The sequence below is a fragment of the Streptomyces stelliscabiei genome, from assembly GCF_014873495.1.
Taxonomy (GTDB): Bacteria; Actinomycetota; Actinomycetes; order Streptomycetales; family Streptomycetaceae; genus Streptomyces; species Streptomyces bottropensis.
The window spans coordinates 9,208,967-9,235,084 of the sequence record NZ_JADBGF010000001.1 but is presented as its reverse complement, the minus strand read 5'-3'; the positions used below and the strand labels follow the sequence as shown (position 1 = coordinate 9,235,084).

26 protein-coding genes and 8 pseudogenes are annotated in these 26,118 nt (G+C 69.3%); 22 read left to right on the top strand and 12 right to left on the bottom strand.

Annotated features, from left to right (window positions below; all coding sequences use genetic code 11):
- Positions 1 to 57: 57 nt before the first annotated feature.
- The 10 genes and pseudogenes from H4687_RS40325 to H4687_RS40285 all read left to right on the top strand — a co-directional run bounded on the left by H4687_RS40325 (position 58) and on the right by H4687_RS40285 (position 10,083).
- On the top strand, positions 58 to 1,401 hold the full coding sequence (locus tag H4687_RS40325) for an amidohydrolase family protein (RefSeq protein ID WP_046919215.1): 1,344 nt from the start codon (positions 58 to 60) through the stop codon (positions 1,399 to 1,401).
- Entirely contained in the window at positions 1,391 to 2,449 is a 1,059-nt protein-coding gene (locus tag H4687_RS40320) for a LacI family DNA-binding transcriptional regulator (RefSeq protein ID WP_046919214.1), read from the top strand. The genes H4687_RS40325 and H4687_RS40320 overlap by 11 nt, the downstream gene beginning before the upstream one ends.
- Positions 2,450 to 2,514: 65 nt before the next feature.
- The gene (locus tag H4687_RS40315; protein WP_046919213.1) at positions 2,515 to 3,300 is read left to right on the top strand and encodes a glutamine amidotransferase; all 786 of its coding nucleotides are present in this window, start codon (positions 2,515 to 2,517) and stop codon (positions 3,298 to 3,300) included.
- On the top strand, positions 3,300 to 4,076 hold the full coding sequence (gene deoD, locus H4687_RS40310; protein WP_046919212.1) for a purine-nucleoside phosphorylase: 777 nt from the start codon (positions 3,300 to 3,302) through the stop codon (positions 4,074 to 4,076). Before H4687_RS40315 ends, deoD begins: the two co-directional genes overlap by 1 nt.
- Before the next feature lie 52 nt (positions 4,077 to 4,128).
- Positions 4,129 to 5,223: a BMP family lipoprotein gene (locus H4687_RS40305; RefSeq protein WP_046919211.1), complete on the top strand. Its 1,095-nt coding sequence runs from the start codon at positions 4,129 to 4,131 to the stop codon at positions 5,221 to 5,223.
- A gap of 16 nt (positions 5,224 to 5,239) precedes the next feature.
- Complete coding sequence (locus tag H4687_RS40300) at positions 5,240 to 6,829, top strand: ABC transporter ATP-binding protein (RefSeq protein WP_078907330.1); 1,590 nt, start codon at positions 5,240 to 5,242, stop codon at positions 6,827 to 6,829.
- Positions 6,826 to 7,380: pseudogene (locus H4687_RS47750) on the top strand (ABC transporter permease subunit); the annotation flags it as partial. The gene H4687_RS40300 and the pseudogene H4687_RS47750, both read left to right, overlap by 4 nt.
- A gap of 125 nt (positions 7,381 to 7,505) precedes the next feature.
- Positions 7,506 to 7,964, top strand: a complete 459-nt coding sequence (locus H4687_RS47745) for an ABC transporter permease (protein ID WP_264086510.1) — start codon at positions 7,506 to 7,508, stop codon at positions 7,962 to 7,964.
- The gene (locus tag H4687_RS40290) at positions 7,964 to 8,929 is read left to right on the top strand and encodes an ABC transporter permease (protein WP_046919210.1); all 966 of its coding nucleotides are present in this window, start codon (positions 7,964 to 7,966) and stop codon (positions 8,927 to 8,929) included. The genes H4687_RS47745 and H4687_RS40290 overlap by 1 nt, the downstream gene beginning before the upstream one ends.
- Positions 8,926 to 10,083: an esterase-like activity of phytase family protein gene (locus tag H4687_RS40285; protein WP_050398615.1), complete on the top strand. Its 1,158-nt coding sequence runs from the start codon at positions 8,926 to 8,928 to the stop codon at positions 10,081 to 10,083. Before H4687_RS40290 ends, H4687_RS40285 begins: the two co-directional genes overlap by 4 nt.
- Before the next feature lie 136 nt (positions 10,084 to 10,219).
- Here H4687_RS40285 and H4687_RS40280 read toward each other — a convergent pair whose 3' ends face one another.
- Together H4687_RS40280 and H4687_RS48575 are read right to left on the bottom strand one after the other, a co-directional pair.
- Positions 10,220 to 11,704 (bottom strand): ricin-type beta-trefoil lectin domain protein, encoded by a 1,485-nt coding sequence (locus H4687_RS40280; RefSeq protein ID WP_046916565.1) that lies wholly within the window; start codon positions 11,702 to 11,704, stop codon positions 10,220 to 10,222.
- A gap of 500 nt (positions 11,705 to 12,204) precedes the next feature.
- Positions 12,205 to 12,708, bottom strand: coding sequence for a hypothetical protein (locus H4687_RS48575; RefSeq protein WP_404819302.1), 504 nt, complete (start codon positions 12,706 to 12,708; stop codon positions 12,205 to 12,207).
- Between the two features lie 530 nt (positions 12,709 to 13,238).
- Here H4687_RS48575 and H4687_RS40270 point away from each other — a divergent pair.
- The 3 genes and pseudogenes from H4687_RS40270 to H4687_RS40260 all read left to right on the top strand — a co-directional run.
- Positions 13,239 to 13,787, top strand: a complete 549-nt coding sequence (locus H4687_RS40270) for a hypothetical protein (RefSeq protein ID WP_159026189.1) — start codon at positions 13,239 to 13,241, stop codon at positions 13,785 to 13,787.
- Between the two features lie 63 nt (positions 13,788 to 13,850).
- Entirely contained in the window at positions 13,851 to 14,972 is a 1,122-nt protein-coding gene (locus H4687_RS40265) for an amidohydrolase family protein (RefSeq protein WP_050398613.1), read from the top strand.
- A gap of 231 nt (positions 14,973 to 15,203) precedes the next feature.
- A pseudogene (locus H4687_RS40260) lies at positions 15,204 to 15,718 on the top strand (IS5 family transposase); the annotation flags it as partial.
- A 110-nt stretch (positions 15,719 to 15,828) separates the two neighbouring features.
- Here the strand turns inward: H4687_RS40260 and H4687_RS46995 are convergent.
- Both H4687_RS46995 and H4687_RS46990 read right to left on the bottom strand, forming a co-directional pair.
- Positions 15,829 to 15,981 (bottom strand): annotated as a pseudogene (locus H4687_RS46995) (pirin family protein); the annotation flags it as partial.
- Positions 15,982 to 16,193 (bottom strand): annotated as a pseudogene (locus tag H4687_RS46990) (hypothetical protein); the annotation flags it as partial. It abuts the pseudogene before it with no gap.
- Between the two features lie 158 nt (positions 16,194 to 16,351).
- On the opposite strand from H4687_RS46990, the gene H4687_RS40255 reads away from it, so the two are divergent.
- From H4687_RS40255 to H4687_RS40240, 4 genes are read left to right on the top strand one after another with little or no spacing between them, the layout of a single operon-like run.
- On the top strand, positions 16,352 to 17,818 hold the full coding sequence (locus H4687_RS40255; protein WP_046916562.1) for an APC family permease: 1,467 nt from the start codon (positions 16,352 to 16,354) through the stop codon (positions 17,816 to 17,818).
- Positions 17,815 to 18,201 (top strand): hypothetical protein, encoded by a 387-nt coding sequence (locus H4687_RS40250; protein ID WP_046916561.1) that lies wholly within the window; start codon positions 17,815 to 17,817, stop codon positions 18,199 to 18,201. The genes H4687_RS40255 and H4687_RS40250 overlap by 4 nt, the downstream gene beginning before the upstream one ends.
- Positions 18,202 to 18,214: 13 nt before the next feature.
- Positions 18,215 to 19,135, top strand: a complete 921-nt coding sequence (locus H4687_RS40245) for a carbon-nitrogen hydrolase family protein (protein ID WP_046916560.1) — start codon at positions 18,215 to 18,217, stop codon at positions 19,133 to 19,135.
- Positions 19,136 to 19,139: 4 nt separating this feature from the next.
- Entirely contained in the window at positions 19,140 to 19,775 is a 636-nt protein-coding gene (locus tag H4687_RS40240; RefSeq protein WP_050398612.1) for a TetR/AcrR family transcriptional regulator, read from the top strand.
- A 75-nt stretch (positions 19,776 to 19,850) separates the two neighbouring features.
- Here H4687_RS40240 and H4687_RS40235 read toward each other — a convergent pair.
- From H4687_RS40235 to H4687_RS40215, 6 genes and pseudogenes are all read right to left on the bottom strand, one after another.
- A pseudogene (locus tag H4687_RS40235) lies at positions 19,851 to 20,039 on the bottom strand (Ku protein); the annotation flags it as partial.
- A gap of 140 nt (positions 20,040 to 20,179) precedes the next feature.
- Positions 20,180 to 20,509 (bottom strand): annotated as a pseudogene (locus H4687_RS47740) (transposase); the annotation flags it as partial.
- 171 nt (positions 20,510 to 20,680) lie between these two features.
- A complete protein-coding gene (locus H4687_RS40225) occupies positions 20,681 to 20,932 on the bottom strand; it encodes a DUF397 domain-containing protein (RefSeq protein ID WP_225966960.1) in 252 nt (83 codons plus the stop codon).
- Positions 20,933 to 20,952: 20 nt separating this feature from the next.
- Complete coding sequence (locus H4687_RS40220; RefSeq protein WP_233443481.1) at positions 20,953 to 21,495, bottom strand: DUF5753 domain-containing protein; 543 nt, start codon at positions 21,493 to 21,495, stop codon at positions 20,953 to 20,955.
- Between the two features lie 120 nt (positions 21,496 to 21,615).
- Positions 21,616 to 21,783 (bottom strand): annotated as a pseudogene (locus H4687_RS48275) (helix-turn-helix domain-containing protein); the annotation flags it as partial.
- Between the two features lie 31 nt (positions 21,784 to 21,814).
- Positions 21,815 to 22,186 (bottom strand): DUF6879 family protein, encoded by a 372-nt coding sequence (locus H4687_RS40215; RefSeq protein ID WP_225966959.1) that lies wholly within the window; start codon positions 22,184 to 22,186, stop codon positions 21,815 to 21,817.
- Positions 22,187 to 22,227: 41 nt separating this feature from the next.
- Here H4687_RS40215 and H4687_RS47735 point away from each other — a divergent pair, with 41 nt between their 5' ends.
- Positions 22,228 to 22,356, top strand: a complete 129-nt coding sequence (locus tag H4687_RS47735) for a hypothetical protein (RefSeq protein ID WP_257034304.1) — start codon at positions 22,228 to 22,230, stop codon at positions 22,354 to 22,356.
- Complete coding sequence (locus H4687_RS40205) at positions 22,353 to 22,637, top strand: sulfurtransferase TusA family protein (protein ID WP_046916557.1); 285 nt, start codon at positions 22,353 to 22,355, stop codon at positions 22,635 to 22,637. Before H4687_RS47735 ends, H4687_RS40205 begins: the two co-directional genes overlap by 4 nt.
- Positions 22,638 to 22,799: 162 nt before the next feature.
- On the opposite strand, the gene H4687_RS40200 is transcribed toward H4687_RS40205, so the two are convergent.
- On the bottom strand, positions 22,800 to 23,546 hold the full coding sequence (locus H4687_RS40200; RefSeq protein WP_046916556.1) for a CbtA family protein: 747 nt from the start codon (positions 23,544 to 23,546) through the stop codon (positions 22,800 to 22,802).
- A gap of 14 nt (positions 23,547 to 23,560) precedes the next feature.
- The gene (locus H4687_RS40195) at positions 23,561 to 23,779 is read right to left on the bottom strand and encodes a CbtB domain-containing protein (RefSeq protein ID WP_046916555.1); all 219 of its coding nucleotides are present in this window, start codon (positions 23,777 to 23,779) and stop codon (positions 23,561 to 23,563) included.
- Here H4687_RS40195 and H4687_RS40190 point away from each other — a divergent pair.
- The 3 genes and pseudogenes from H4687_RS40190 (at position 23,778) to H4687_RS48570 (ending at position 25,676) form a co-directional block, all read left to right on the top strand.
- Positions 23,778 to 24,602 carry a histidine phosphatase family protein gene (locus H4687_RS40190; RefSeq protein ID WP_318787726.1) on the top strand — a complete coding sequence of 275 codons (825 nt, stop codon included), beginning with the start codon at positions 23,778 to 23,780 and terminating at the stop codon, positions 24,600 to 24,602. The genes H4687_RS40195 and H4687_RS40190 overlap by 2 nt on opposite strands.
- Positions 24,603 to 24,864: 262 nt before the next feature.
- A pseudogene (locus tag H4687_RS40185) lies at positions 24,865 to 24,987 on the top strand (DUF305 domain-containing protein); the annotation flags it as partial.
- Positions 24,988 to 25,211: 224 nt separating this feature from the next.
- Positions 25,212 to 25,676, top strand: coding sequence for a DUF6153 family protein (locus H4687_RS48570; protein WP_404819301.1), 465 nt, complete (start codon positions 25,212 to 25,214; stop codon positions 25,674 to 25,676).
- Positions 25,677 to 26,118 lie beyond the last annotated feature (442 nt).

Sequence of the window (26,118 nt, the reverse complement as noted above, 5' to 3'; positions counted from 1 at the left end):
GGGGCTTGTGCAAAACGTTTTGGATCCTTAACGTCCGGTTCGAACGGAAGGATCCACATGACGCACCGACTGATCGTGACGTCCTGCTCGGTGCTCGTCGTGCCTGAGCAGGGCCCCTGCCGAGTGGAGACGGACCAGGACATCCTGGTCGAGGACGGAGTGATCGCCTGGCTGGGTCCGGCGGGGTCCGGACCGGAGGCGGCGGGGGCTGAGACCGTCGACGGCACGGGACTGCTCGCCGTACCCGGGCTGGTGAACGCCCACACGCACGGCCCGATGACGCTGATGCGCGGCGCCGCCGAGGACGTGAGCGTGGAGGACTGGTTCAACGAGCGGGTGTGGCCCATGGAGGTCAATCTCACCCCCGCCGACATCGGCCTCGGTGCGGAGCTGGCCTGCGCGGAGATGCTGCTCAGCGGCGTGACCACCTTCGCCGACCACTACTTCCACGCCGAGCGGATCGCCGACGCCGTCGTACGGACCGGGATCCGGGCCGACCTCGCGCCGACCTTCTTCAGCAGCCGGGGACGCGCGGCACTGGAGGAGAGCGCCGAGACCGCCGTAGCCCTGCACGGCACGGGCGGCGGACGGGTCACGGCGTCGCTGGGCCCGCACGCGCCGTACACCGTCGACGACGCCGACCTGGTCCGTCTCGCGGAGTTGGCCAAGGCGGCGGGCCTGCGCATCCACATCCACGCCGCCGAGCACCTGGAGCAGACCGAGTCGAGTCTCGCCCGGCGCGGCATCACCCCCATCGGGGTGCTGGAGCGGACCGGCGTGCTGGACGCGGGCGCGCTGATCGCGCACGGCTGCGGGATCGTCCCCGAGGACCTGCCGACGCTGGCGGCGCACCGGGACCGTACGGGCGTGGCCTGCTGTCCGAAGGTGTATCTGAAGCACGCGCTGCATCCGCTCACCCCGGTACGGAGTCTGCTGGACGCCGGTGTCGCCGTCGGGGCCGGGACGGACGGGGCCGCCGGGCACAACACGCTGGACGTGTGGGAGGCGATGCGGCTGATCGCGCTCACCCAGAAGCAGGCCGAACGGGACGCCACCTGGATGACGGTGTCCGACACGGTCCTGCTGGCCACGCGCGGCGGGGCCCGGGCGCTCGGGCTCGGGGACCGGATCGGCTCGCTGGAACCGGGCCGGGCCGCGGACATCGTGCTGGTCGACCTGGGCGGAGCGCACTGCCGACCGGTGCACGACCCGGTGGCGGCCCTGGTCTACAGCGCCCGGGCGAGCGATGTGCGCACGGTCGTGGTGGACGGGCGGGTCGTGGTGCGGGACGGCCGGCTGCTGACGGTGGACCTGCCGGCGCTGCTGGCCGAGATCGAGGCGCGCGTGCCCGCGCTCCTCGACACCTCGCACGGCAGGGCGGTGCAGCACTATGACCCCTGAACGGGACGAGGACCCGGCCCGCCGCCGGTTGCGGCGGCCCGCGTCGATCAAGGACGTGGCGGCCGCCGCCCGGGTCAGTCCGACCACGGTGTCCCATGTGCTCAGCGGCAACCGGCCGGTCGCGGAGGAGACCGCCGAGCGGGTCCGCTCGGTCGTCAGCAGGCTGGGCTACGTCCCGGCCTCCACGGCGCGCAACCTCCAGGCCGGTTCGACCAACGTCATAGGGCTGCTGGTGCCCGACATCACCAACCAGTTCTTCGCCGAACTCGCCAAGGGCGTCGACGACGCCGCCCACGACCTGGGCTACGGGGTCATCCTCTGCAACACCGAGTTCGACCCCGACCGCGAGGACCGCTATCTGGAGATGCTCCGGGGCCGGTTCATCGACGGCATGGTGTACGCCTCCGGCTCACCGCCCTCCCGGGGCCGGCTGGCGTCGCTGCTCGGGCGGTTCCCCATCGCCCTGGCCGACGAGGTCGTCCCCGGGCTGCTGGAGCAGACCATCCTGGTCACCGCCGACCACCGCGCCGGCGGCCGGCTGATCGGAGAGCACCTGCGGGAGCTGGGCCACCGCCGGGTGCTGGCGATCAGCGGGCCGGTGGACCTGGTCAGCAGCCTGGAGCGGATCGCCGGTTTCCGGGAGGCGTTCGGCGACGCGGGCGTCACCGAGGTCGAGGGCGCGTTCGTCGAGCGGTCCGGTTACGACGTGGTCGCCGCGGCCCTGGACGGCGGCGGCCCGCGTCGCTTCACCGCGGTGTTCGCCGCCAACGACCTGATGGCGCTCGGCGCGGTCGCCGCCCTGGAGGACGCGGGCCTGAGCGTCCCTGACGACGTCTCGGTGGCGGGCTTCGACGACATCATGCTCGCCTCCCGGGTCCACCCCCGCCTCACCACCGTCCACCAGCCCGCCTACGACGTCGGCCGCACCGCCGGCGCCCAACTCCTCAGCTACGTCCACCGTGACGAGGTGCCCCCCGCCTCCCGGCACATCCTGCCGGTCCGGCTGAAGGTCCGCGCCAGTACGGCGCCCGTGCGCCCGACCCGCTGATCCGGGGCACCGCCGCCCCACCACCACCTCAACACCCCACACCTCTTGTGAAAGGCCGTGCAGCGATGCCCCATGTCCTCGTCGTGGGTGAGTCCTGGTTCACCCACTCCGTCCACCAGAAGGGGTTCGACTCCTTCTTCACCTCCGAGTACGTCGAGGGCGCCCAGGTCTTCCTCGACGCGCTGCGCGACCGCGGCCACACGGTGACCTACGTCCCGGCGCACGAGATAGCGAGCAGAGTGCCCGCCACCGCCGAGGGCCTGGACGCCTACGACGTCGTCGTGATCAGCGACGTCGGGGCCAACAGCTTCCAGCTCACCCCGCAGACCTTCGCCCACTCCCTCCCCGCCCCGGACCGCACGGAACTGCTGCGGGCGTACGTCGAACGCGGGGGCGGCCTGCTGATGGTCGGGGGCTACCTCACCTTCACCGGCATCGACGCCAAGGCCCGCTGGGGCCGCACCCCGCTGGCCGCCGCACTGCCGGTCACCCTGCACGACCGGGACGACCGGGTGGAACTGCCCGCCGGGGCGGCACCACGCGTCCTCGCCCGGCACCCGGTGGTCGACGGCCTGGACGCGACGTGGCCGGACCTGCTCGGCCTCAACGAGGTGGCGGTACGGGACAGCGCGGACCTGCTCGTCGAGTGCGCGGGGCATCCGCTGCTGGCGGTGGGCGAATACGGCGCGGGCAGGTCGGCGGCGTTCACGTCCGACCTGGCACCGCACTGGGCCCCGCCCGCCTTCCTGGAGTGGGAGGGCTATCCCGGGCTGTGGGACCGGCTGGTCCTCTGGCTGGCCGCCACCCCGGCAGAGGCAGAGGCAGAGGCAGAGGCAGAGGAGGAGGCCTGATGGTCACCGCCCACATCTCGGCCGCCCCCGGTGACTTCGCGCCGGACGTGCTGATGCCCGGCGACCCGCGCCGGGCACGCCGTATCGCGGAAACGATCCTTCAGGACGCGCGGCTGGTCACCGACGTGCGCGGCATCGAAGGCTTCACCGGAACGTACCGAGGGGCTCCCCTGTCCGTGCTGGCCTCGGGCATGGGCATGCCGTCCGTCACGATCTACGCGACCGAACTGTTCCGCTTCTACGGCGTGCGCCGCATCGTGCGCGTGGGCACCGCGGGCGCCCTCCCCGCCTCGGTGGGGCTGCGGGACGTCGTCGTGGCCACGGCGGCCCACACCGACTCGGCGATGGGCAGCAGCCGTATCGACGGAGTGCACCTCAGCCACGCCGCCTCCTTCGACCTGGCCGCGGCGGCTGCACAGGCCGCCGGGGACGAGGACGGAGACGGACCGCGCACTCACGTCGGGCCGGTGTTCACCACCGACCACTTCTATCTGCAGCGTCCGGCGCTGTTCGAGCGGCTGGAAGCACACGGGACCCTGGCCGTCGAGATGGAGGCCGCGGGCCTGTACGCGACCGCCGCCGCCGAGGGCGGCCAGGCGCTCGCCGTCCTGACCGTCAGCGACCACGTGCGCCATGCGCAGGCGCTCACCCCGGCCGAGCGGGAGACCGACTTCGACAGGGCCGTCACCATCGCGGCCACCGCGCTGCTCCCGGAAACAATCTCCTCACGCGAGAGAACACGAAGACCCATAGCCAAAACGTTTTGCATTGCATAGCTTTCGGCCAATGGACAGGAACAAACCTCGTAGAGAAAGGCAATCCCGGAAGATGAACAAGATCAGAATTCTGGGAGGCGTCGCGGCGCTCTCCCTCACCCTCGCCGCATGCGGTGCCTCGACGGACACCGACTCCGCCGGGTCCGGAAATTCCGGTAAGCCGAGAATCAAGTTCGTCATCAACGGAAACCTCGGCGACCGTTCCTTCTTCGACTCCGCGTACGCGGGCCTGAAGAAGACGGAGAAGGACCTCGGTTACAGCCTGAAGGTCGTCGAGCTGGGCAGCGACCGCACGAAGTGGGCCTCCGGCTTCGAGGACGCCGCAGCCGGCGACGACTACGACGTGCTCGCGGCGGGCACCGTGGACACGGTCGACCTCGTCTCCAAACTGGCCCCGGAATACCCCGACAAGAAGTTCTGGCTCTTCGACGGTTCCGTCGACTACACGGGCAAGAGCGGCTGTTCCAACAAGTGCGCGAATGTCTACTCGGTCACCTTCAAGCAGAACGAGGCCGCCTATCTCGCCGGATTCCTCGCCGACAGACTCGTCGCCGGCAAGTCCCTTCCCGGAAGCTCCGGAAACGGGAAGGTGGGCGTGATCGGTGGGGTGAAGATTCCCGTCATCGAGGACTTCGTCGTCGGCTTCAAAGCGGGCTTCGAGGCGGCGGGCGGAAATTCGTCCTCCGGTGTTCTCGTGCAGTACGTCGGCGGCGACAACCCGTTCGGCGACCCCGCCAAGGGCAAGCAGATCGCCTCGGCGATGTACGGGCAGGGCGCCGAACTGGTGTGGCCCGTCGCCGGATCCTCGGGGCTCGGTGTGTTCGAGTCGGCCGTGGCCGCCAAGCGGTACGCCTTCGGCGTCGACTCCGACCAGTACAAGACCCTCACCGACGCCGACCAGCGCCAGACGGTCGTCACCTCCATCCTCAAGAACGCCGGCAACGCCCTCTACCTGGCTGCCAAGGCGAACAAGGCCGGCACCCTCGCCTACGGCAAGCCCGCCGCCGTGGGCCTCGCCGAGGACGGCGTGGGCTACGTCGAGAACGCCAACTTCGACAAGCTCGTCCCCGCCGCCGTACGCGCCGAACTGGGGGCGCAGGCCGCGAAGGTCAAGTCCGGTGCCGTCAAGGTCCCTTCGGCCTTCTGACCTCCGAGGAACACTGGTGGAACCCATCGAGGAAACCGACGCGACCGTGCCCCGGCCCGCGGAAGAGGCCACGTCCGCCCCGCCCGCCCTGGCGGCCACGGGTCTGGGCAAGACCTACCCCAACGGCACCCGCGCCGTGATCGACGTCGACCTGTCGGTGCCCGTCGGCGAGATCAGGGCGATCGTCGGCCAGAACGGCGCCGGCAAGTCCACGCTGATGAAGCTGCTGTACGGGCTGGAGCAGCCGTCGGCCGGGCAACTCAGCGTGCACGGCCGGCCGGTCAGGTTCTCCCGGCCGCAGGACGCCATCGCCCTCGGAGTGGGGATGGTCCACCAGAACCTCATGCTGGTGCCGTCGTTCACCATCGCCGAGAACGTCGTCCTCGGCGTCGAACCGGGCCGGGCCGGCCGCGTCGACCGCTCGGCCGCCGCCGAACGCACTGCCGCGCTGGCCGAGGAGGCGGGGCTCACCGTCGACCCGGAGGCCAGGGTCGACGCGGTGTCGGTGGGGATGCGTCAGCGCGCCGAGATCCTCAAGGCCCTGCACCGCGGCGCCCGCATCCTGATCCTCGACGAGCCCACCGCCGTGCTCACCCCCCAGGAGACCACCGACCTGTTCGGCGCGGTCCGCAGGCTGCGCGACGCCGGCATGACCGTGCTGTTCATCTCGCACAAGCTCAAGGAGGTACGGGAGATCAGCGACCGCGTGACCGTCATGCGCGCCGGGTCGATGGTCGCGACCGTGCGCACCGAGGAGGCGACCCCGGCGCAACTGGCGTCCATGATGGTCGGCCGGGAGATGTCCCTCGACGTGATGAAGCCTCCGGCCCGGCCCGGAGCGGGAGTGCTGCGGGTACGGGGGCTCTCCGGCCCCTCGGTGCACGACATGTCCCTCGACATCGCGGCCGGGGAGATCGTCGGCCTCGCGGGCGTCGAGGGCAACGGCCAGACCGAACTCGTCGAACTCCTCGCCGGACTGCGCCGCCCCACCGCCGGATCGGTCACCGTGGACGGCACCGACGTCACCCACCTCGACGCGGCGGGCCACCGCCGGGCCGGTGTCGCCCACGTGCCCGAGGACCGGCTGTCCAACGGGGCGGCGCTGGACCGCTCCCTCGCCGACAACCTGATCGTCGACCGCCACGACCGGCCCCCCGTCGCCCGGCACGGCATCCTGCGCACCCGCCGCATCCGCGAACTGGCAGAGGACCTGATCGGCCGGTACGCGATCCGCGCACCGCATCCCGACGCGACGGCCGGTTCCCTGTCCGGCGGCAACCTGCAGAAGGTCGTCGTCGCCCGTGAACTGTCCGCCCGGCCACGCCTGTTGCTCGCCGCCCAACTGACCCGGGGCGTCGACATCGGCGCCATGCACTTCATGTACGAGCGGCTCGTCGAGGCCCGGGACGCGGGCGCGGCCGTGCTCCTTGTCTCCGCCGACCTCGGTGAACTGCTCGCGCTCTCCGACCGGTTGCTCGTCATCAAGGACGGCCGCCTGGTCGCCCGCTTCGACGACCCGACCGGGCTCACCGAGGAGGCCACCGGCCTGTACATGCTCGGCGTGGAGCGGCATCCCGACGAGCGGATCACGGCAGGTGTCCGATGACCTCGACCCTGGAACCCGGAACAACAGCGGAAGCGCAGGGGCGGCCCGAGGCGCGGGGACGCCGGGATTTCCTGGCCACGCGGCGCCGTACGGCCGTCGTCGAGCTGACGATGACCGTGCTGACCGTCGCCGTCGCCGTCCTCATCGCCTTCCTGGTCGTCCTGGCCTCCGGCAAGGACGCCACCGGCGCGCTGAACGCCCTGCTCACCGGCCCGCTGGAGCGCACGCCCCGGATCGGCCGCTGGCTCGCCGACGCCACCACCCTGGCGCTGCTCGGCCTGTCCGTGTCGATCCCCTTCCGGGCCCGGCAGATCAGCCTCGGCGCGGAGGGCCAGGTGTACGTCGGCGCCCTGGCCAGCGCCCTGGTGGCGATCCATCTCCACCTGCCGCCGGTCGCCGCCGTCCTGGTGCCGCTCGCCGTCGCCGCCCTCGCCGGGGGTGCGCTGGGCGCGGTCCCGGGGGTGATGAAGGCCCGTCTCGGCGCCAACGAGATCGTCGCCACCCTGATGCTGAACGCCGTCGTCGTACGCGTCTTCGACTATCTGCTCACCGACCACATCAAGGCGCCCGACAGCAGCGCGGTGCAGTCCGCGCCGGTGCGGCCCGACTCTGCGCTGCCCCTCCTCTCGGACTTCTTCGGCGTCCCCTGGACCGGGCGAACGTCGGCCTGTTCGGGATGCTCGCGGTCGCCGCGGCCGTGTGGTTCCTGCTGGCCAGGACACCGCTCGGCTACCGCATCCGGATCACCGGCTCCAACCCGGACTTCGCCCGGTACGGCGGCCTCGACGTACCGCGCACCATCGAGTGGAGCTTCGTCATCGGCGGCGCCCTCGCCGGTCTCGCGGGGGCCCATCTCGCCCTCGGCGTCTACGGCGGGCTCCAGCCCGACATGGCCGGCGGCCTGGCCTTCGAGGGCATCGTCGTCGCCCTGCTGGGCCGCAACAACCCGGTCGGTGTGGTCGCCGCCGCGCTCCTCTACTCGTATCTGCGCGTCGGCGGCGATGTGATGGAGCAGCAGACCGACGTCGGCTCCGAGGCCGTGACCATCATCCAGGCGGTCATCGTGCTGCTCGTGACCGCCCGGGCGCTGCCCGAACTCGTCAAGCGGTACCTCGCCCGAAGGGAGGCCCGCTGATGGGCCCCGTCCTCGACGTCGTGCTCAGCACCGGATTCCTCGCGGCGATCCTCGGGGTGTCCACGCCGTACGTCCTCGCCGCCCTCGGCGGTCTGCTGGCCGAGCGGGCCGGTGTGCCCGACATCGCGCTGGAGGGCTCGATGCTGACCGCCGCCTGTACGGGTGCGCTGGTCGCCGGGTACAGCGGCTCGGTGTGGGCGGGCGCCGTCTGCGGGATCGCCGGGGGCGCGCTGCTCGCGCTGCTGCTCGGCGTGCTGCACCTGTACCTCGGCGCGGACGCCATCATCGCGGGCATCGGCCTCAACCTGCTCGCTGCGGGCGCGACCGCGTACACCGTGTACGCGCTCCTCGGCGACAAGGGCGGGACCAGCAGGCTGCACAGCGGCGCGCTGCCCTCGGTCCGGCTGCCCCTGATCGAGGACGTCCCCGGTCTCGGCGCGGTGCTCAGCGGGCAGAACGTGCTGACCTGGGCCGCCCTCGCCGCCGCCCCGGCGGTGGCCTGGCTGCTGTACCGGGCCCGGTTCGGCTTCCATCTGCGCGCGGTGGGCGAGCATCCCGAGGCGGCCCGCTCGGTGGGCATCCACGTGCACGGGGTCCAGTTCCGCGCCCTCGCGCTCAGCGGCGCGCTGGCCGGGGTGGCCGGGGTGTTCCTGAGCATGGGCGCGGTGTCCTTCTTCGTCACCGGCATGACCGCGGGCCGCGGCTACATCGCCCTGGCCGCCGTCTTCCTCGGCGCCCTGCGCCCCTGGGGCGTCTTCCTCGCCGCCCTCGGTTTCGGCACCGCCGAGGCCCTCGCCGTCCAGCTCGGCAACCTGGACATCCCGTCGCAGCTGGTCTCCGCGATCCCGTACGCCTTCACCCTGCTCGCGCTCGCCTTCTTCGCCTGGCGACGCCGTCGCGCGTCCCGTACCGCGCCCGCGTCCCCGCCCGGCCTGCCCACCCCACAACTCACGGAGACCCCATGAGCATCCGCGCCGCCCGCGCCCGGATCATCGCCGGCGCCGTCGTCCTCGCCGCGCTTCCCGCCCTCTCCGGCACCCCGGCCGCCGCCCACAGCAGCGGCGTACGGCTGGACTTCCTCGGCGAGCGGGAGCTGCCGAACGCGATGACCTTCCAGGGCACCACCGTCGGCGGGCTGTCCGCCATCACCTACGACGTGAAGTCCGGCACGTATTACGTGATCAGCGACGACCGGTCGCAGACCGGCCCCGCCCGCTTCTACACCGCCCGCCTGGACCTCACCGGCGACGCCCTCAAGAGCGTCGAGCTCACCGGCACCCACCCCTGGCTCCGCCCGGACGGCAGCGCTTTCCCGCCCACCTCGACCGCCACCGTCGCGCCCGACCCGGAGGGCATCGCCGTGGACCCGCGCGACGGCAGTCTCGCCTGGACGAGCGAGGGCGAACGCATCGTCCCGTCCGACGGCCCGGCCCTCCTCGGCGACCCCTGGATCCGCCGCGCCACCACGACCGGTACCTACGCCGGACAGCTCCCGCTGCCCCCTCAACTGCACATGAACTCCCAGGAGTTCGGCCCCCGCAAGAACCAGACCCTGGAAGGAGTCACCTTCACCCCGGACGGACGGCGGATCGTCACCGCCATGGAGGACCCTCTCCACCAGGACGGCGACGACCCCACCCCCGAGCACGGCGCGCTCACCCGCATCACCGTCCACGACGCCCGCACCGGACAGCCGCTGTCCCAGTACGCCTACCCGCTGGAGCCACTGTTCGCCGCGACCCCCGCGGGCAGCACCGACACCAACGGGGTCAGCGACCTCGTGGCGCTCGGCCACGACCGCTTCCTCGTCCTGGAGCGCGCCTCGATCTTCACCGACAACAACTGGAAGGCCCGGATCTATCTGGTCGACCTGCACGGCGCGACGGACGTCCTCGGCCGCGACTCCCTCACCGACGCGTCCGTGCGACCCGTCAAGCCGGTCCGCAAGACGCTGGTCACCGACCTGTCCGACGTACCCGGCCTCTCCCGGGTGGACAACGTCGAGGGCATCACCCTCGGCCCACGCCTCCCCGACGGCCGTCGCGCCGTCGTCCTGGTCTCCGACGACAACTTCGCCGCCCGCCAGGTGACCCAGTTCGTGGCCTTCGCACTCGGCTGAGCACGACGCGTTCGGTCCGCGAACACCGCCGGCGCCGCCGCGCTTCTCCCTGGGGCGAAGCGCTGCGGCGCCGGCGGCTCCGGTCGGCGTCGACTCGGTGCTCCGAGTCGGCGGCCGAGGCAGAAGGGTGTCGGCGTCAGCTCCTGGTCCACTGCTGGTTGCTGCTGCCGTTGCAGAGCCAGACGTCGACCGAGGTGCCGTTGCCGGTGCCCGCTCCGGCCGCGTCCAGGCAGAGCGCCGGGTTCGCGACGCTGGTCACGGAGAGGTCCGCGTTCACGCTCCACTGCTGTGCCGCAGCGCCGGTGCAGTCGGCGATGACCACGGGGTCGCCCGCAGTGGCTCCGGTACCTCCCACCGTCATGCACTTGTTGCCGTAGACGGTGAGCTGTTTGTCCGCGTTCCAGTTCCAGATCTGGTTGCCTCCGGAGTTGCAGTCCCAGAGGTCGAGCTGGGTTCCGCTCTTCGTGCTGAAGCCGGGCACGTCGACGCAGCGGCCCGAGCCCACGCCCCGCAGGACCTCACCGGGAGGCGCGGGCGGCAGGTTGTTGACCGGCGGGGTCTTGCCGAAGCCGTAGCCCCAGCGCAGCAGCGCGACTCCGGTCTCGCTGTTGTTCACGAGGTTGCCCTTGGCATCCAGAGACTGGATCGAGTAGGCGTCGTCGAACCGCAGCCCCGGCCAGTAGACCAGTCCCATCCCCTTGCTGCGGGCGGTGTCGGCCACGGCCGCGAGGTACGACGTGTAGATGTTGCCGTTCCACGCGCCGTAGTTCAGGCCGATGGTCATCGGGGCGCCGGCCTCGTCGATGATGGTCCGGCCGGCGTACTTGCCGATCCGGGTCTTGAGGTCGGCGGTCCATTCGGACTGCTTGGTGTAGCTGTTCCAGAAGCCGTAGAAGTGCAGGGACAGCAGCGTGCCGCGCAGTTCGCGGGCCGCGCCGACGCCGGTGACGTTGTCGTTGTAGCCGGTGCCGCTGATCACCACGCGGCCGCGCGGAACGTCCTTGTACCGGTCCAGCCAGCCGCTGGTGACGGACACCCACTGCTTCAGGGTGTATCCGTGCGGCTCGTTCATCGGCTCGAAGTAGACCCGCGGGTTGTGCTTGTACTCCCGCACCACGGTCTTCCACATCTTCTTCCAGGCGGCCGTGTCGTCGACCAGCCCGTCCTTGCTGGTGTCGGCCTCCCAGTAGCTGACGATGACCTTGTCACCGTAGGCCGTGGCCGCGTCGATCGTCGCGCGGTACGACTTCCACCAGGTGGTGTTCACCGTCGCCGGGTTGATCGGCAGACGCAACGTGTTGGCGCCCAGGTTCTTCTTGAAGCCGCGCACCATCTTGTCCGTGGTGCGGTACACGGTGCGGTAGTTGTCGGTCACCTTCAGCCCGCTCGGCACCACGGCGTCACTGGCGTAGTTGTCGCGCGGGTCGGCCCAGTTCACTCCGCGGAAGTCACTGGTACCGCCCTTCGGCTTGGGCTTCTCCGACACGTGCGAGGCGGCTGACGTGTCGGCGGCCGACCGGGCGAGGGCGGGAGGGGCAGCGCTCAGGAACATGAGCGTCGCACCTAGGCCGGCCATGAGCATGGTGGCCGGCCTTCTGGACCTCGTCGGGGTCTTGGTCATGTCGTCTCCAGTGACAGGAAAGCGCGGAGGGCGGAGTGCGGGTTCGTCACCTGAGCCGAGGCACTGATGAACCTGATGAACCTGGGTCCGGTACGGATACTCGGACCCATTCGAACCGGCCATGTTTACGTAACCATGGCGGAGATTGGCACGACGTCGGCACAGGTGACAAGACCCGTGATGGTTCCGAGATACGGCGCGGCTCCCCTCACCGGCCCCGGAGCGGCCCACCGGCCGGTGGGGGCGAGGGCGACTGTTCGACAGGCCGTCGCACGCCCCACCAGACATATGCCGCGCGGGGCCGCATCCTTGGACTGCCGGCGCATGGAGCTTCCTCGGCAAGCCGGGCACCGGAAAGGCGACGTGCTTGCCGGAGAGTTGATCCGGTTGCCGCAACTCGCGGCGCAGCGGGCCGAGTTCGGCGGCCGGGCAGCCAGGTCGAGCGGCACGTACCGTGCACGCCTCGCCCATGCCCAGGGCCGCCGACGGGCACTCCCCGGTCACGGCCGCGCGGTCGAAGTACGGGCCTCCATGCCGCACAGCCGGTCCGAGCACCGTCCACGGCGCCGCGTGCGGACCGACCGCGCCGCACCGGCCGAACACCGACGCGTGTGCCCGTTCCGGCCGGAGGTCGACAGGCGGACCCGCCCGTCACGGCCTCTTCCCGCGCAGGTGACCTCAAGGAGGTGCGAGAAGAGACCGCGACTACGGTCAGTTGACGGATTCCGCCCTTCTGCGCCATGACGTGCGACCGGGCGGTCGCCGGGTGGGGCAACGGGATCTTCTGCGCGAGCTTGTCGCCCTCGACATCGAGGTCGGGAAGCAGGCGGTCCAGCCAGGCGGGGATCCACCAGGCCTTCTCCTGCGCGAGTGCCACGATGGCCCGGGATGAGCGTCATGCGGATGACGAAGGGGTCGACGAGGACGCCCGCGGCCAGCGCGAAGCCGGGCTGCTTGATCATGGGCTCCGCGTTGAAGATGAATTCCGCGAAGACGGAGACCATGATGGTGGCCGCCGCGACGACGACGGAGCCGGCACGAGCGAAACCCGTGACTCTGGAAGGCCCCCCTGATCGCCTTCCAGATCGCCTTCGAAGGCCGGGCTCACCCCGGCCAACAACCGAACCTCAACAACCCGGATCAGCCGTTGAGTTGACACACCCAAAGCCGCCTGAAAAACACAAGATCGGCCGCTACCAAACTCGGGGCAGCTCACTCCTCCATGTCATGACGGTAGAACTGCGCCAAATGTTGGATAACGGGAGGCGGTTCGCTGTCCGCTGTCCGCTGTCCGCTGGCCAGATAGTGACCGGCATCGTGGCATCGGTCGAGCGCATTCAGGGATTCCCGCACCGGTACACAGCATGGATCCACGGGGCGACGAGAGCCATATGCGACAGCGTCGGCCGTCGAGCATCCGTCCGGCCTCTGCACCGCGACGGTTCAAGGACGGGTTCTAACGTTCGTCTCAGGTTCGCTCGGTAGGAAGTAGGCATCCAGATAAGCGATGCAACCCGCATGCAGGAGGCGAGTGATGGCAGTCGACGCAGCGCCGTCAGGGAATGCGCCGTCCGGGCGGTTGAGGCTCGGGGCGGCCACCAGGGCGCTGGCGACGGCGTTCCCTGTCGCCGCCCGCGGGTCGCACGCCGACAACAGTGCGGGGCCCGCCACAGCCGGCCCGCACAGCGCGCACGCGGGCGGGTCGTCAGCTCCACCACGGCCGCTGCGCGCCGGCGAGCGGTTCCTCGACCTGAGGAAAGCCGAAGCCCACCCGCCCACGCCGCCGGAGGGCGGCGGCTCGGACGGGCACCGGTGCCAGATGATCGATCCGGGCCTGACCAAGACGGCGTTCCTGACCGGGACCCAATTCGCACCGGAGAACGCCGCCATCGCGCACCACGCCGACGCGTACGCGGTGCCCGCCGGGCGGCACTACCGCGGTGCGCGAGCAGGACGCGAAGACCCCTGGTCTCGGCTGGCAGTGTTTCGGCGGACCGGCGTGACCGGCGGTCGAGGTCGAAGCAGGGGACGCGGCGTGGGCGGACACCTGGGCGCGTCCGGTAACCACGAAGGGGCGATCTGAAGCATCTCGCAGACGGATGCCGCACGGATACCGCACCACACCGACACCTGAAGAGAGACTGACATGAAGCCCATGGGACGCCGCGGATTCCTGACCGCCGCCACGGCACTTGGCATTGGCGCCGGCTTGTCCACGCATGCCATTGTCTCGGCAGCGAACGAGAACGAGACTTCGGACAAGACTTCGGACATTTCACTGCGGGACCAGGACCTGCCCTTCATCGGCACGGAAGAGACCTTTTCCACCCATGAGTTGATGGTGCTGAACGACAGGCTGTTCCTCGAGAATACTGGTCTTGCCGAGCTCGGCCCGCGCCGCATCGGTGCAATGGATGAGGCGGGGATCAACGTTCAGATCCTCTCCGCACATACGCCAGGTGTGCAGAATGTCAAAGGTCAGAAGGGCATCGATTTTGCGTATCGTCTCAACAAGATGCTCGTCGATGGACCGATGGCCACCTATCCGGGGCGGTTCAAGGCATTTGCAACCTTGCCTCTGCAGAATCCGGAGGCCTCGGCAGACGAACTGGAACGCACAGTTCGAGAAGATGGCTTCCTGGGGTGTTTGACCAATGGAATCATCGGGAAGAAATTCCTCGACCATCCTGACTTTGAGCCCCTGCTGGCGCGCGCCGAAACCCTTGATGTGCCGATATACATCCATCCGGGCCTGCCGCCTGACGAGGTTTTCGGAATCTACTACAGCAATATGCGGCCGGAATATCAGAAGGAGTTCCAGGACCAGGTTCTCAGCATCTCTGCATATGGATGGCACCAGGAAGTCGTTACTCAGTGCCTCCGAATGATCACCTCAGGAGTATTCGACAGGCATCCCAAGCTCCAGATTATCATCGGTCATATGGGAGAGGGGCTTCCGTTCTTCTACAAACGCATCGTGGAGAAGATGAGCGAAGTGACCGAGAAGAGTCTGGACAAGCCGTTCGAGCAGTATTTCCATGACAATTTCTGGTTCACAACAAGCGCATTCCCTCAGACTGAACTGCTCGATCTCCTGCTGAAGTACATAAGCGTGGATCGAGTGATGTTTGCAACCGACTACCCGTTTGCAAATATGAAAACTCAAACCGACTGGTTCCGGGGAGTCGATCTGCCACGCGAAGCCAAGGAAAAAATTGCGTTCCGAAATGCGGAAAAACTGTTCGGAATGCAAGTGCCCGTGAAGTGACGCGTCAGCGTCGGCAGAAGTGGAAAATGCTTTGGCTGTAAGGCGAGAGTGCGGTCAAAGTATGCGATGCGCGGCTGCCGCATCACGCGGTCTTCACACAACGGCGGATCGCATGCTCTTGGGCCTGCCGCAGGAACTCCGGCTGGACGGCACCCATGAGCCCAGGGGTGACCGTGTCTTCCCCTGCCCCGTGTCGGGGCGTTGCGAGTGCCAGGTTCACCGGGCCTCCCCCTCCGTCAGGCGGGGCGGTCACGCGCAGTGATCGACTCCTCCTACGTCAGGGCGGCCCGGCGCGGCCCGAAAGCGGACCCAGCCCGGTCGACCGCGCACGGCCGGGCAGCAAGCACCACGTCCTCACCTACGGACAGGGCATCCCGCTCGCGGTGTCCCTGACCGGCGGAAACCGCAACGGCATCACCCAGCTCCTGCCCCTGCTCGACACAGTCCCCGCCATGTCCGGTCTGGTCGGCCGCCGCCGGCGCAGACCCGACGCGCTCCTGGCCGACCGCGGCTACGACCACGACACATACCGCCGACTGCTCCGGGCCCGCGGCATCCGCCCGGTCATCGCCGAACGAGGCCAGCCACACGGCTTTGGCCTGGGCATCTTCCGTGACGTGGTCGAGCGGACGATCGACTGGCTGCACGGCTTCCGCCGACTGCGCATCCGCTGGGAACGACGCGACGACATCCACGAAGCGCTCCTCGGCCTCGCCGCCTGCCTGATCACCCACCGCCACGTCCAACGCCTCTGTCAGGACCTCCGAGCCGCCCTCCCGAGACCGGACGAAACGCTGTCCGCGGCACCCCGAGCCGGGTCGCTCGCCCGTCACCGACGTGTCAGCAATTTCGCAGGTCAACGGGCCCTTCCCCGCGGATTCAAGGGCACCGCCGGCAGCTGCGGGGCGGGCAGTGGAGCACCGTCGTACCCCTTCACCTCCCCGAACCGCGACCCTTCCATCCAGTCCCGGCGCGCTTGTTCGATCTCCTCCTGGGACCGCCCGATCCAATACTTGGCGCACCAGCGGCGCACCGTGTCTCGTAGGAGACGGTCACGCCGCGCTCGAGCATGGGTTCCTCGACCTCGCGGAAGGACAGCGGGAAGCGGTGGTACAGCCACACGCAGTGGGAGATGACCTCGACCGGGTACCGGTGACCCTCGTACGACAGCGACGCGCTCCCCAAGGACGCCCCTCCCAGCCTGATCAACCAGGAGATCATCCCACCGGTCAGCCGACGTGACAGTGCCTGTCGGTGCTCTGTTTCCCCGTTTCTGGCCGGGGCTCCGGCGGCGCCGTCGGGGAGCGCGGAGCAGGGCCGTTGACAAGGTGACCTGTCGCCCCCATAGTCTCCCTATCGATCGATAGGGAGATTAGCCAATGACAGGACAAGACGGTCAGAACGACACCCGACTGGAGGAGCTCGGTTACCGGCAGCAGTTGCGTCGGGGACTGGGTATCTGGTCCACCTTCTCCGTGGGCGTGACGACCGTCGCGCCCGTCGTCGGGCTCTACGCGATCTTTTCGCTCGGCTCTGTGCTGAGCGGTCCCGCATGGCTGTGGATGCTGCTCGCCAGCCTCGTCGCACAGTTGCTCGTGGCCGTCGTGTACGCGGAACTGGCCTCGGAGTTTCCGGTGGCCGGCGGGCCGTACCAGTGGGTGCGGCGACTGGTCGGGCCGCGTGCGGCCTGGTTCACCGGCATCGTCTACATCTCGGCGGTGACCGCCGCGCTCACCACGGTGGCGTATCTCGCGGCGCCCTGGCTGGGCCTGCTCTTCACCGGTAGCGAGCCGCACGGAATGACCCGCTGCCTCATCTCGGCCGGCCTGCTGGTCCTCGCTCTGGCCCTCAACGGGTCAGGCGTGAAGATCATGCGTGTCGTCGTGATCGCGGGCCTCGGGGCGGAGATCGTCGGTTCCATCGTCGTCGGGCTTGCCCTGCTGCTCTTCTTCCGGGTGCACGACTTCTCCGTGCTGTTCGAGACGCTCGGGGCCCCGGCGTCCTCGGGGAATTCCACCGGCGGGGCGCTGCTGGCCACGCTCGCCGTCTGCGGATGGGCGTTCGTCGGCTTCGACTCCAGTGCCTCGGTCGCCGAGGAGACCAAGGGCGCCAGCGCCAACGTACCGCGCGCCATCGTCAGGGCCACCGCGGTCGTCGGCGGCGCGGTCGTGCTGGTCGCCGTCGCGGTCACGCTCGCCACCAAGGATCTGGCGGCCGTCGTACACGGTGAGGTGGTCGACCCCGTCACACCGACGGTCATCGGCTCGTTCGGCTCCTGGTCGCAGAAGCCGTTCCTGGCCGTCGTCGTGGTGACGTTCCTCGCCTGCCTGGTGTCCATGCAGGCATATCTGGGCCGCGTCACCTTCGGTCTGGCCCGGGACGGCATGTTGCCCGCGTCGAAGAAACTCGCCGCGGTCACCGGCCGTGGCCGGGTGCCGCTGGTCGCGATGGCGGTCACCAGCGCGGCCGCCGCGGCCGGGCTTCCGCTCGGCCTGAACGACGGCGCGATCGGCACCATGATCACATTCGGCACGGGCGGGCTGTACATCACCTTCCTCCTCGTGGTCGCCGCGGCCCTGTTCGCCCGGCTCACCGGGCGCTGGCAGCCAGGCGGAACCCTGCGGCTCGGCCGCAAGGGCATGGTCGTCAACGTGCTGGCCTTCTGTTGGCTCGCGTTCGAGACCGTCAACATCGCCTGGCCCCGCACCATCCTTGCCCCGCCCGGCGCACCGGTCTGGCAGGTCTGGGCGGTCGTCTGGGTCTTCGCGGCTCTCGCCGGCCTTGCCGGCCTCTACCTGGTGATCGCCCGCCCGCACCTCGGCGCGGGGACGGGAAAGACGTCGTGAAAGACATCGGCATCCTCGGCGCAGGCGGCCTGATCCTGCTCGTCATCGGCGGTTGGTCGGGGCTCCTCCTGTATGTCTCGCTCGGCAAGCCCAAGGGCTGGGCCCGCATCAAGGAGTGGCCGCGACTGCGGCAGGGCCATGTCGACGCCCTGATCATCGGCGCCGTGCTCATAGCCGCCGACGCGCTGATCACCGCCGGCCCCGTCACCTCCACCGCGCTGTTGGTGTCCGGCTACTACACCGCGCTCTCCACCGGCGCGCTCGCCTGGTGGCCGGACTTCCCCCAGCGCAACCGCTGGGTCTCCCACCTCGACCTCAGTTGTCTCACCGCTTTCGCCGCCGCCTGGACCTGGGTAGCGGTGCGCGCCATCGCCGGCTGGTAAGGAGCCACTTCCCATGACTCGTATCTGTGTCGTCCAGCAGCCCCCGCACCTTCTGGACCTCGACGCCGGCACCGAGGCAGCCGTACGGCACATCGCCGAAGCAGCGGCACTCGACGCGGACCTGGCCGTCTTCCCGGAAACCTGGCTCGGCGGCTACCCGGCCTGGGTGTTCGGGCTCGCGGGCTGGAACGACGCCGAGGCCCGCCACTGGTTCCAGCGGCTGGTCACGGCCAGTGCCACCGCCGACGGCGACCACATGCGTGCCCTGCGCCAGGCCGCGGCCACCCACGGCATCAACGTGGTCATCGGCTTCAACGAACGCGCCAGACCTCACTCGGCCACCCTGTACAACAGCGCCGCCACCATCGGTGCCGACGGCGAACTCCTGGGCGTGCACCGCAAACTGCTCCCCACTCACACCGAACGCCTGGTATGGACCCCGGGCGACGCCCACGGCCTACGCGCGTACGACACCTCGGCCGGCCGGGTCGGCAGTCTGGTCTGCTGGGAACACTGGCACCCCATCGCCCGCCACGCGCTGCATCACAGTGACGAGCAGATCCATGTGGCCCTGTGGCCCGACATGCCCGAGGCCCACCGGCTGGCATCCCGCTCGTACGCCTTCGAGGGCCGCTGTTTCGTGGTCAGTGCCGCGACCTGGCTGCCGGTGACCGACGTACCGGAAGAGATCAGGGAAGCGTACGCCCGCGGGGTCGGCGCGGACGCCGACAGCGAGGCGTTCTTCCCCGGCGGCTCAGGAGTGGTGGGTCCGGACGGTGAATGGCGCACCGAGCCGGTGCTCGGCCCGGCCATGATCGTGGCGGACATCGACCTCAGCGACACCGTCGCCTACAAGCACGACCTCGATGTCACCGGCCACTACGACCGGCCCGACCTGCTCCGGTGGTCGGTCCAGGACACCGGGCTACGCTGACTGGATGCCGCGCACCGACAAGATCACCAACAGCACGCGCCGACGCATCCTCGCGGAGGCCGCGTCGTTGTTCCGCCGCCACGGCTACCGCGGCACCTCCACCCGCCAGATCGCCGAGGCGGTGGGCGTCAAGCAGCCCTCCCTGTTCCACCACTTCCCGAACAAGCAGGCCATCCTGGAAGAGCTGCTGGCGATCAGCCTCGACGACTCCCTCGCCCGGGCCCAGCACGCGGCGAGCGCGCCGGGCCCGGTGGCGCGGAGGCTGTACGACTACGTCCTCTGGGACCTCACCACCCTGCACCGGCTGCCCTTCGCGCTGTCCGGGATCTACGCCCACGACGTACTCCAGGACCCTGACCTGGCCCCCTGGAACGCCAAGCTCGAAGCCCTCTACACCGCCCTGCGCAGCATCATCGAACAAGGAATCCGCAACGGAGAGTTCCGCCCCATCAGCCCCGCTCTCGGCCAGGCCATGGTTGCCGGAGTCACCCTCTCCCACATCGACTACGCCGCCGGACACACCGGCGACGACCCCGACGAACTCGCCTCGGCAGGAGCCGCATTCGTCCTCGGCGGACTCCTGCTCAACCCGGAAACACTCAACCACCTGCTACACGACAACCAACAACACACCCCATGAGGCAACCACCCGATCCTCTCGTCACCCTTGGACACAGGGAATACCGCGCGTAAGGAACAAGTGGTCTCCGCCCGTACGCAGCAGCCCCAGCCGCTCCCGGCCGTGCCAGGCGAACTTGGCCACGCCCGCCTTGCCGCTGCGCTCCAGTGCCCGGCGCAGTAGGACGTACGGCTTCTCGGCGACCTTGCCGTCGGCCTCCAGGAAGTAGCCGACGCCGATCCGGACCGGGTCGATCGACTCGTACGGCACGAAGCCGAGGATCTGACTGTGAGGCCGACCAAGGTGCCCTCGACGATGGGGAGTTCACCGTCGTGCTCCAGCCAGGCCGAGCGGCGGGTCAGCCTTGGGTGGACCCGGTCCCTCGCCTGGGCTTCGGCCTTGCCGTAGTTGGTGGTGCCGGTAGCCGTGGTCACGGAGGGGGCGCGCCACGTCTCGGGCTTGGTGAAGCGGAACTCCGGCCCGTGCTTGGGTGGGCGCCCGCCTTTGGGGTCGTAGACGCGGGGCGGCTTCGGCAGACGCATCACCCGGTCTCCGCGGATCCGGCCGACCGACTCGACGGGAAGATTCCGCAGCATCCAGGCCAGGCGGGTGACGTCGTAGCCGGCGTCCATGACGATCGTGATGTCCGGCGCCCCGGGCTGCCACTGGCCGACCGCGACGAACCGTTCCGCCACGGCCCTCAGCTGGGCGGCGGTGACCGCGGTCGCGTGGTCGGCGGGCCCCAGCCGGACCACGTCCAAGATCCCGGTCCAGTGAGACACTGGCTGGCTGCCGTCACGGTCGGCCTCCCTGCTGACGAGAGCCCGTCCCTCCACTGACTGGTGTTTTGCGGGATGTTGTAAGTTGACATGATCCCGGAGCAGGTTCCAGTCTCTTGGGGCTCATTCTCGTCTGCCGTGGGCGAATCAGCTCCGCGTTCCGGTTCGAGGCCCGTGGCGATCTCCGTCGAGGCGGCAATCCGTGAAGCGTCTCGCTGAAGCGGCGTGCGCCCGGGTGGTGTGCTCCACGAAAGCCGTCCACGTGGCCCGTTGCACTTCGATCATTCCCCGGCCGCGTGTCTTGGTGTCCCGGATCATCACTGTGGTCGGGTCGTTGTCTGCTACTTCGACGCAGTTCTGCGTTTCTGTGTAGGAGCTGGTTCGCCAGTTCGGGGTCATCGGCTGCACGGTGCGCTCTCCTAGTCGTTCGGGATCTGGTCGTAGTGCTGGATCGCCGTGGAGATGAGTTCTCGGACGGCGGTGCCGTAGACCGCTGACTGCTTCAGGAGGGCGAACGCCTTGGTGTACAGCTCGATTTCTCGGGGCTGGGAGACGGAGAACTCCGCCGAGTAGGTCTCGACGAGGACGAGTCGGCTGTCGAACATCGAGAACGCGTTGCCCGGCCAGATGAGGGTCGGGGCGGACTTGGGGACGATGCCCAGGCTGAGGCGGGGAAGCCGCATCACCGCCAGGAGGCGGTCGAGCTGTCCCTTCATCACTTCTGGGCCGCCGAAGTTGGTGTAGAGGGCCTGTTCGCCGAGGAGGACGTTGAAGATGCGTTCACCCTGGTACAGGTACTGCTGGCGTTCGAGGCGCTTCGCCACGGCCGCATCGATGTCGTTGGGTATCTCGTAGTAGCTGACGCCCTGTTGGAAGACCTCGGCTGCGTAGTCCGCGGTCTGGAGGGTTCCCCAGATGAGTGTGGGGTGCCAGATGCGGAAGACCTTGGTCTTGGCATACACCGGGATGGCTTGGCGCTGTCGTTTCTCGACGCCGGTCTGGAGTTGCCGACGCCATTCGAGCCACAGTTCGTCGACATGGCGGACGATCGCGACCAGGTCGCCCAGTTGATCGCCCTGGCCGGTCGTCTCGCACCAGACGCGGATGTCGTCCTCGCTGGGGCGCTGCTTGCCGTTCTCGATGCGGGAGACCTTCGACTCCTGCCACGAGGTGGCGCGCGCGAATGCCCGGCCGCTGGCGAATCCGGCGTCCTTGCGGAAGCCGCGCAGCCGGGCACCGAGCGCTTGCAGTGCCTCTTCTACTTGGGTGCTCTTGGGTCGGTCAGGGCTTGTACTCGGGGTGCGGGATGGCGGCGGACCACAGCAGGTCCCGTAGGCGTACGCACTCGGCCACGGTGTCCGGGTCCTCGATCAGTTCCGACCCGAGCACCCTGCCGTCGGGGCCGAAGTGGCCCACGGCGAGCAGGCGGTCGTCGTACAGCCACCAGTCGTTGCCTCCCACGGGGAAGGTGATGCTCTCCGGCAGGCGGTGCCGGGGCAGCCAGCGGATCTCCTCGCCGGCCTCCTCGTCCAGGGCGGTGGTGGTGTGCTCCCACTGGATGTAGGGGGTGTGCGGCTCTGTGACGACGCGGACGCGTCGGACGGTTTTCCCTTCACCCGTGACACGCCTGATGAGCCGTGTCCAGGGTTCCATGTAGGAGTAGTCGGCGCTCGTACGAACACGGCGGCTTCGCCGTGCACTTCTTCCCCCGACACCTGGTCGACACCCTCGCCGACGGCTGGACCCTCGACGAGGTCCATGCCTTCGAAGAAGGGGAACTGCCCCGCCGCCTCTGGCGCGTCACGCAGACCCTGCCGCGATGAAGACCGCCCCCATACCCGATCCGGCCATCACGGTGGACGGCACCGGCCTGCTGTGCGTCGCCCTGCTCCACCTCCGCGCAGCCGTCCAGGGCGCCGAGGCCGGCACGCTCGTCCACGTCATCGCCACCGACCCGGCCGCCCCACTCGACCTGTCCGCCTGGTGCCACATGACCGGACACCACTACCTCGGCCCCGTCCCCGGCGAACGACCGGCGTACGCCCTCCGCCTCGCCCTAAACGCCCGGGCCACCAGGTCGGATGCGCCCTGGCACACGACCTGAAGAACCTGCGGGCCTTTCCAGCTCACCCCCGACCCGGGCACGCTCCAGCAAGATCAACCTCAGCGGCACTTTCTGTACCGCAACTACTCGCACCCGCACGCACACAGCTACGGCGGTTGCCACCGGGCGCGCCCCCGATGGCCCCGCCGTAGGGTTTCCTGGTCAGGCGGCCGACGCGGAGAGCTTGCCGCGGACCGGCTGCGGCTCGAGGACGCGTTCGGCCAGGAAGCCGAACAGCAGCCCGAAGCCGGCCCACAGCACGGCCTGGATGCCGATCGAGGCCAGACGGAACTCCCACAGGTCGGTCGCCGGGAAGCCCTTCGGGGTGTTGTCCCCGTGCGGCAGGACGGCCATCGCGACCGCCATGACCGCGACGAAGGCGACGCCGGCCGTGATGGAGGCGTTCCAGTTGCCCCACGCCGGGGCGAGCCTGCGGCCCAGGAGGACCGCCGCTATGCCCAGCAGCACACTCAGCGCGATCATCAGCACGAACAGGAGGGTGCGCTTGCCGATGGTGTCCGGGTTGCCGACGGCGGGCGGATTGGCCGGGTACTTCAGGATCGGTACCAGGTAGACGAGCAGGAACCCGGCGAGTGCGGTGAGTGCCGCCGTCGCCCGGGCGCCGAACCGGCCGATGCGGCCCAGTGCGAAGCAGAACGCGAGTGCCGCGATGCCGCCGATGGCGACGCCGAAGACGAGGACGCCGGTGGCGAGACCGGCGGTTGACTGCAGGGTGCGGCTGACGAGTTCCTCGCCGCCGTGTTCATGGGAGTTGGCCTGTTCGAACGCGATGGCCGCGTCCACCGGGCCTTCCCCGATCAGGAAGGCGAAGACGAAGGCGAGCACGCCGGCGGCGAGGCCGGCGAGCATGCCGCGCACCAACAAGGTGCGTACGGTGACGGAGTTCATGATGGAGGACTCCGTCAGTGGCAGGGGAAGCCGAGGAGGTGGCGGGCGTCGTGCACCCACTCGTGCACTCCCTCACCGGAGACCACGGCCGTAGCGCCCTGCTCGGCGCCGACGAAGTACAGCAGGACCAGCATCAGAACGCCGAAGAAGACGGCCCAGGGGGCGATCGCCCGCAGCGGAAGCGGCGTGAGGGTCTGGGTGGTGGGGGTGGGGGCGGCAGTGGACTGCGCCATGGCGAGACCTCCTCGGGAACTACGCGTCCCGCATCGTGTGGAGCACTCGACGACAGCGTTGGGTCTGACTCACCACCCTCGCCTGGCTGGCGGGGTGGCACACAGTGGCGCGACCGTGCCGGGCTTGCACCGGACTTCCTTCTCGCCGTCGTCCTTGTCGCCCCAGATGGTAGGGGCAAGAGGGCCTTCGGCCAACATGGCGTACGCCACCTACGATGAACCGACCTTGAGGAGAGGGCCCGTCATGACCATCCGGCTTACGCTGCTGTGCGCAGCAGCACCTGCGGAGCGTGACGTGCGTTTCGGCGGGGACACGCCGTTGGACGAGCGGGCACTTGGGGAGGCACGAAGGGTCGCCAGATCGCTTCCGGCGGCCACCGTCTGTCTCATGGCGCCTTCGCAGCGGTGCCGTCAGACGGTGCAGGCTCTGGGATGGGACGCCGTCGCTGCGGAGCCGGTCCTGCGGGACATGGACATGGGCAGTTGGCAGGGCCGGACCCTGGACGAGGTCGCGTGCAGTGATGGGGCCGGGCTCGCCGTATGGATGTCGGATCCGGAGGCGGCCCCGCACGGTGGCGAGTCCGTGGCGCAACTGTGCCGCCGGATCGCCGCCTGGCTGGAAGAGCTGCCCCCGGATTCGGGCCGGGTATCGGCCGTGGTCGAACAGGCAGTGGTGCGTGCAGCAGTGCTGCAGGCGATGGGTGCGCCTGAGCAGTCGTTCTGGCGCGTCGACGTTCCGCCGCTGTCCGCCCTGCAGCTCTCCGGCCGGTCCGGCCGCTGGAACCTGCGGCTCGGTACCGCCGGGAGCATTGAGCCGCACTAGCCGGGGCTCGTGTTCGTAGAAGCTGATCGTGTACAGGGCTTCGTCGTCAGGTCCGTGAACAGCAGACGGCGGAGGTCCGAGTCGTTAAGCATGGACGCAGCCCAGGACCATCACGAAGCGCTGGAGGGCGCTCTGCGCGGTGGAGGTCCCAGCCCGGCCGCTGTGTCCATCAGTGCGCCGACGCACCGCCAGGGTCGGGGGCCGTGGGGGCGCCAACTGGTAGTTCGTCGGCAGGCGTGGGCGCGGTGCGTGGTAGCCGGAGGAGATGGCCAAGACCGAGAAGGCCGACGGCAAGTACGGCCCCGCGACCAAGCTCGCGGACGACGTCATCACGGCCCAGACGGCGGAGATCGAGCAGATGAACGAGATGCTCGGCAAGAGCTGACCGGCAACCGAAGTGGTGCGGCCGGGCGGTGAGGACTGCAGCCCGGCCGCACCGTTCCCCGTTCTTCGAGGCGGTCGTGCAGAGCGGACCAAGGCGTTCGCGAACGCTGAAGTCCTCGGCCTTTCGGAGTAGTTGGTGCCTCCGATGCTGTCATGTGGCTGGGTTCACGCGTTGTTCTTCCGAGGTGGCGCGCCGGGGCTCGGCGATCAGGTTAGGATCACGACATGATTACGACCTGGTCTCCTTCCCTCATGCGGAGGAGCCGCTCATCAGCGGCTCTGGTGCGCGTGCTGGGGCTGGGTCTGTTCCTCTTCGGCCTGCTGTATACGCATGCCGTCAGCCCTGACACGACGGTGAGTCACCTCGCCTCCGAGAAGGGCGTCGTGGCCTCGGGCGAGCATTTCGAGCCAACTGCCGAACACGAAATCGTTGCGAGTGCCACGTCGCGACAGTCGGCAGGGGGGCCGGAAGGCCATAACGACAGCCACGGACAGCCACACGCAGGTGAAACCTGTGCGGTCGGGCAGCCCTCCCAAGGCCCCGCTGTGGCTGTGCCCTGCCTGTCTCCGCTGAGTTCTGAGAGCGGCGACGAGGCGCCCGGCTCCGCGCCCGCCCGGCTCGCCACCGCGGCACGCGATTCCGCGGCTCCAAGAACGCAGGCGGCGGACTCCGCGGTTCTTCGCATCTAGGTCAGCGCGTTCCGAACCGGTCGCCCCTTCCCGGGACTTCTGGACTCGGCCCAAGGCCGTGTCACGCCTCCGCCCGGCGACCGGTCCATGGCGTCTGACCTCCTGCGCGCACCGCCCCACAGCGTGGCGCGGAGACGGTCGACGGCTCTCTTCCCCACCCCTCACCGATTGCTGCCCAGACCGGGATAAATCCCGCACGGGCAGTGACCGCCGCGCGGAGGAACTGTGCCGCCCACCCCTGCCCTTTTACATGCCGATGTCCCATGCGTACGTCCACTCCGGAGGAGCCGACTCGCCCGGAGCACGCTGTACGCTCTGCTGTTCGTACTGCCGTTCGTACTGCTGACGTGCCCAGGCGATCACCGCGATGCACTGGAGTCGTACGCTCGTTCAGCCGCTGCGTCGACTGAGGCCCCGCTGCCTGCGGAGAGCTCCGACGGCG

Bases quoted from the DNA above. Each gene is read 5' to 3' on its own strand.
- H4687_RS40325 (WP_046919215.1), top strand. From the start codon at position 58: ATGACGCACCGACTGATCGTGACGTCCTGCTCGGTGCTCGTCGTGCCT.
- H4687_RS40320 (WP_046919214.1), top strand. From the start codon at position 1,391: ATGACCCCTGAACGGGACGAGGACCCGGCCCGCCGCCGGTTGCGGCGG.
- H4687_RS40315 (WP_046919213.1), top strand. From the start codon at position 2,515: ATGCCCCATGTCCTCGTCGTGGGTGAGTCCTGGTTCACCCACTCCGTC.
- deoD (WP_046919212.1), top strand. From the start codon at position 3,300: ATGGTCACCGCCCACATCTCGGCCGCCCCCGGTGACTTCGCGCCGGAC.
- H4687_RS40305 (WP_046919211.1), top strand. From the start codon at position 4,129: ATGAACAAGATCAGAATTCTGGGAGGCGTCGCGGCGCTCTCCCTCACC.
- H4687_RS47745 (WP_264086510.1), top strand. From the start codon at position 7,506: ATGCTCGCGGTCGCCGCGGCCGTGTGGTTCCTGCTGGCCAGGACACCG.
- H4687_RS40290 (WP_046919210.1), top strand. From the start codon at position 7,964: ATGGGCCCCGTCCTCGACGTCGTGCTCAGCACCGGATTCCTCGCGGCG.
- H4687_RS40285 (WP_050398615.1), top strand. From the start codon at position 8,926: ATGAGCATCCGCGCCGCCCGCGCCCGGATCATCGCCGGCGCCGTCGTC.
- H4687_RS40280 (WP_046916565.1), bottom strand. From the start codon at position 11,704: ATGACCAAGACCCCGACGAGGTCCAGAAGGCCGGCCACCATGCTCATG.
- H4687_RS48575 (WP_404819302.1), bottom strand. From the start codon at position 12,708: ATGGTCTCCGTCTTCGCGGAATTCATCTTCAACGCGGAGCCCATGATC.
- H4687_RS40270 (WP_159026189.1), top strand. From the start codon at position 13,239: ATGGCAGTCGACGCAGCGCCGTCAGGGAATGCGCCGTCCGGGCGGTTG.
- H4687_RS40265 (WP_050398613.1), top strand. From the start codon at position 13,851: ATGAAGCCCATGGGACGCCGCGGATTCCTGACCGCCGCCACGGCACTT.
- H4687_RS40255 (WP_046916562.1), top strand. From the start codon at position 16,352: ATGACAGGACAAGACGGTCAGAACGACACCCGACTGGAGGAGCTCGGT.
- H4687_RS40245 (WP_046916560.1), top strand. From the start codon at position 18,215: ATGACTCGTATCTGTGTCGTCCAGCAGCCCCCGCACCTTCTGGACCTC.
- H4687_RS40240 (WP_050398612.1), top strand. From the start codon at position 19,140: ATGCCGCGCACCGACAAGATCACCAACAGCACGCGCCGACGCATCCTC.
- H4687_RS40225 (WP_225966960.1), bottom strand. From the start codon at position 20,932: ATGACCCCGAACTGGCGAACCAGCTCCTACACAGAAACGCAGAACTGC.
- H4687_RS40215 (WP_225966959.1), bottom strand. From the start codon at position 22,186: ATGGAACCCTGGACACGGCTCATCAGGCGTGTCACGGGTGAAGGGAAA.
- H4687_RS40205 (WP_046916557.1), top strand. From the start codon at position 22,353: ATGAAGACCGCCCCCATACCCGATCCGGCCATCACGGTGGACGGCACC.
- H4687_RS40200 (WP_046916556.1), bottom strand. From the start codon at position 23,546: ATGAACTCCGTCACCGTACGCACCTTGTTGGTGCGCGGCATGCTCGCC.
- H4687_RS40190 (WP_318787726.1), top strand. From the start codon at position 23,778: ATGGCGAGACCTCCTCGGGAACTACGCGTCCCGCATCGTGTGGAGCAC.
- H4687_RS40195 (WP_046916555.1), bottom strand. From the start codon at position 23,779: ATGGCGCAGTCCACTGCCGCCCCCACCCCCACCACCCAGACCCTCACG.
- H4687_RS48570 (WP_404819301.1), top strand. From the start codon at position 25,212: ATGATTACGACCTGGTCTCCTTCCCTCATGCGGAGGAGCCGCTCATCA.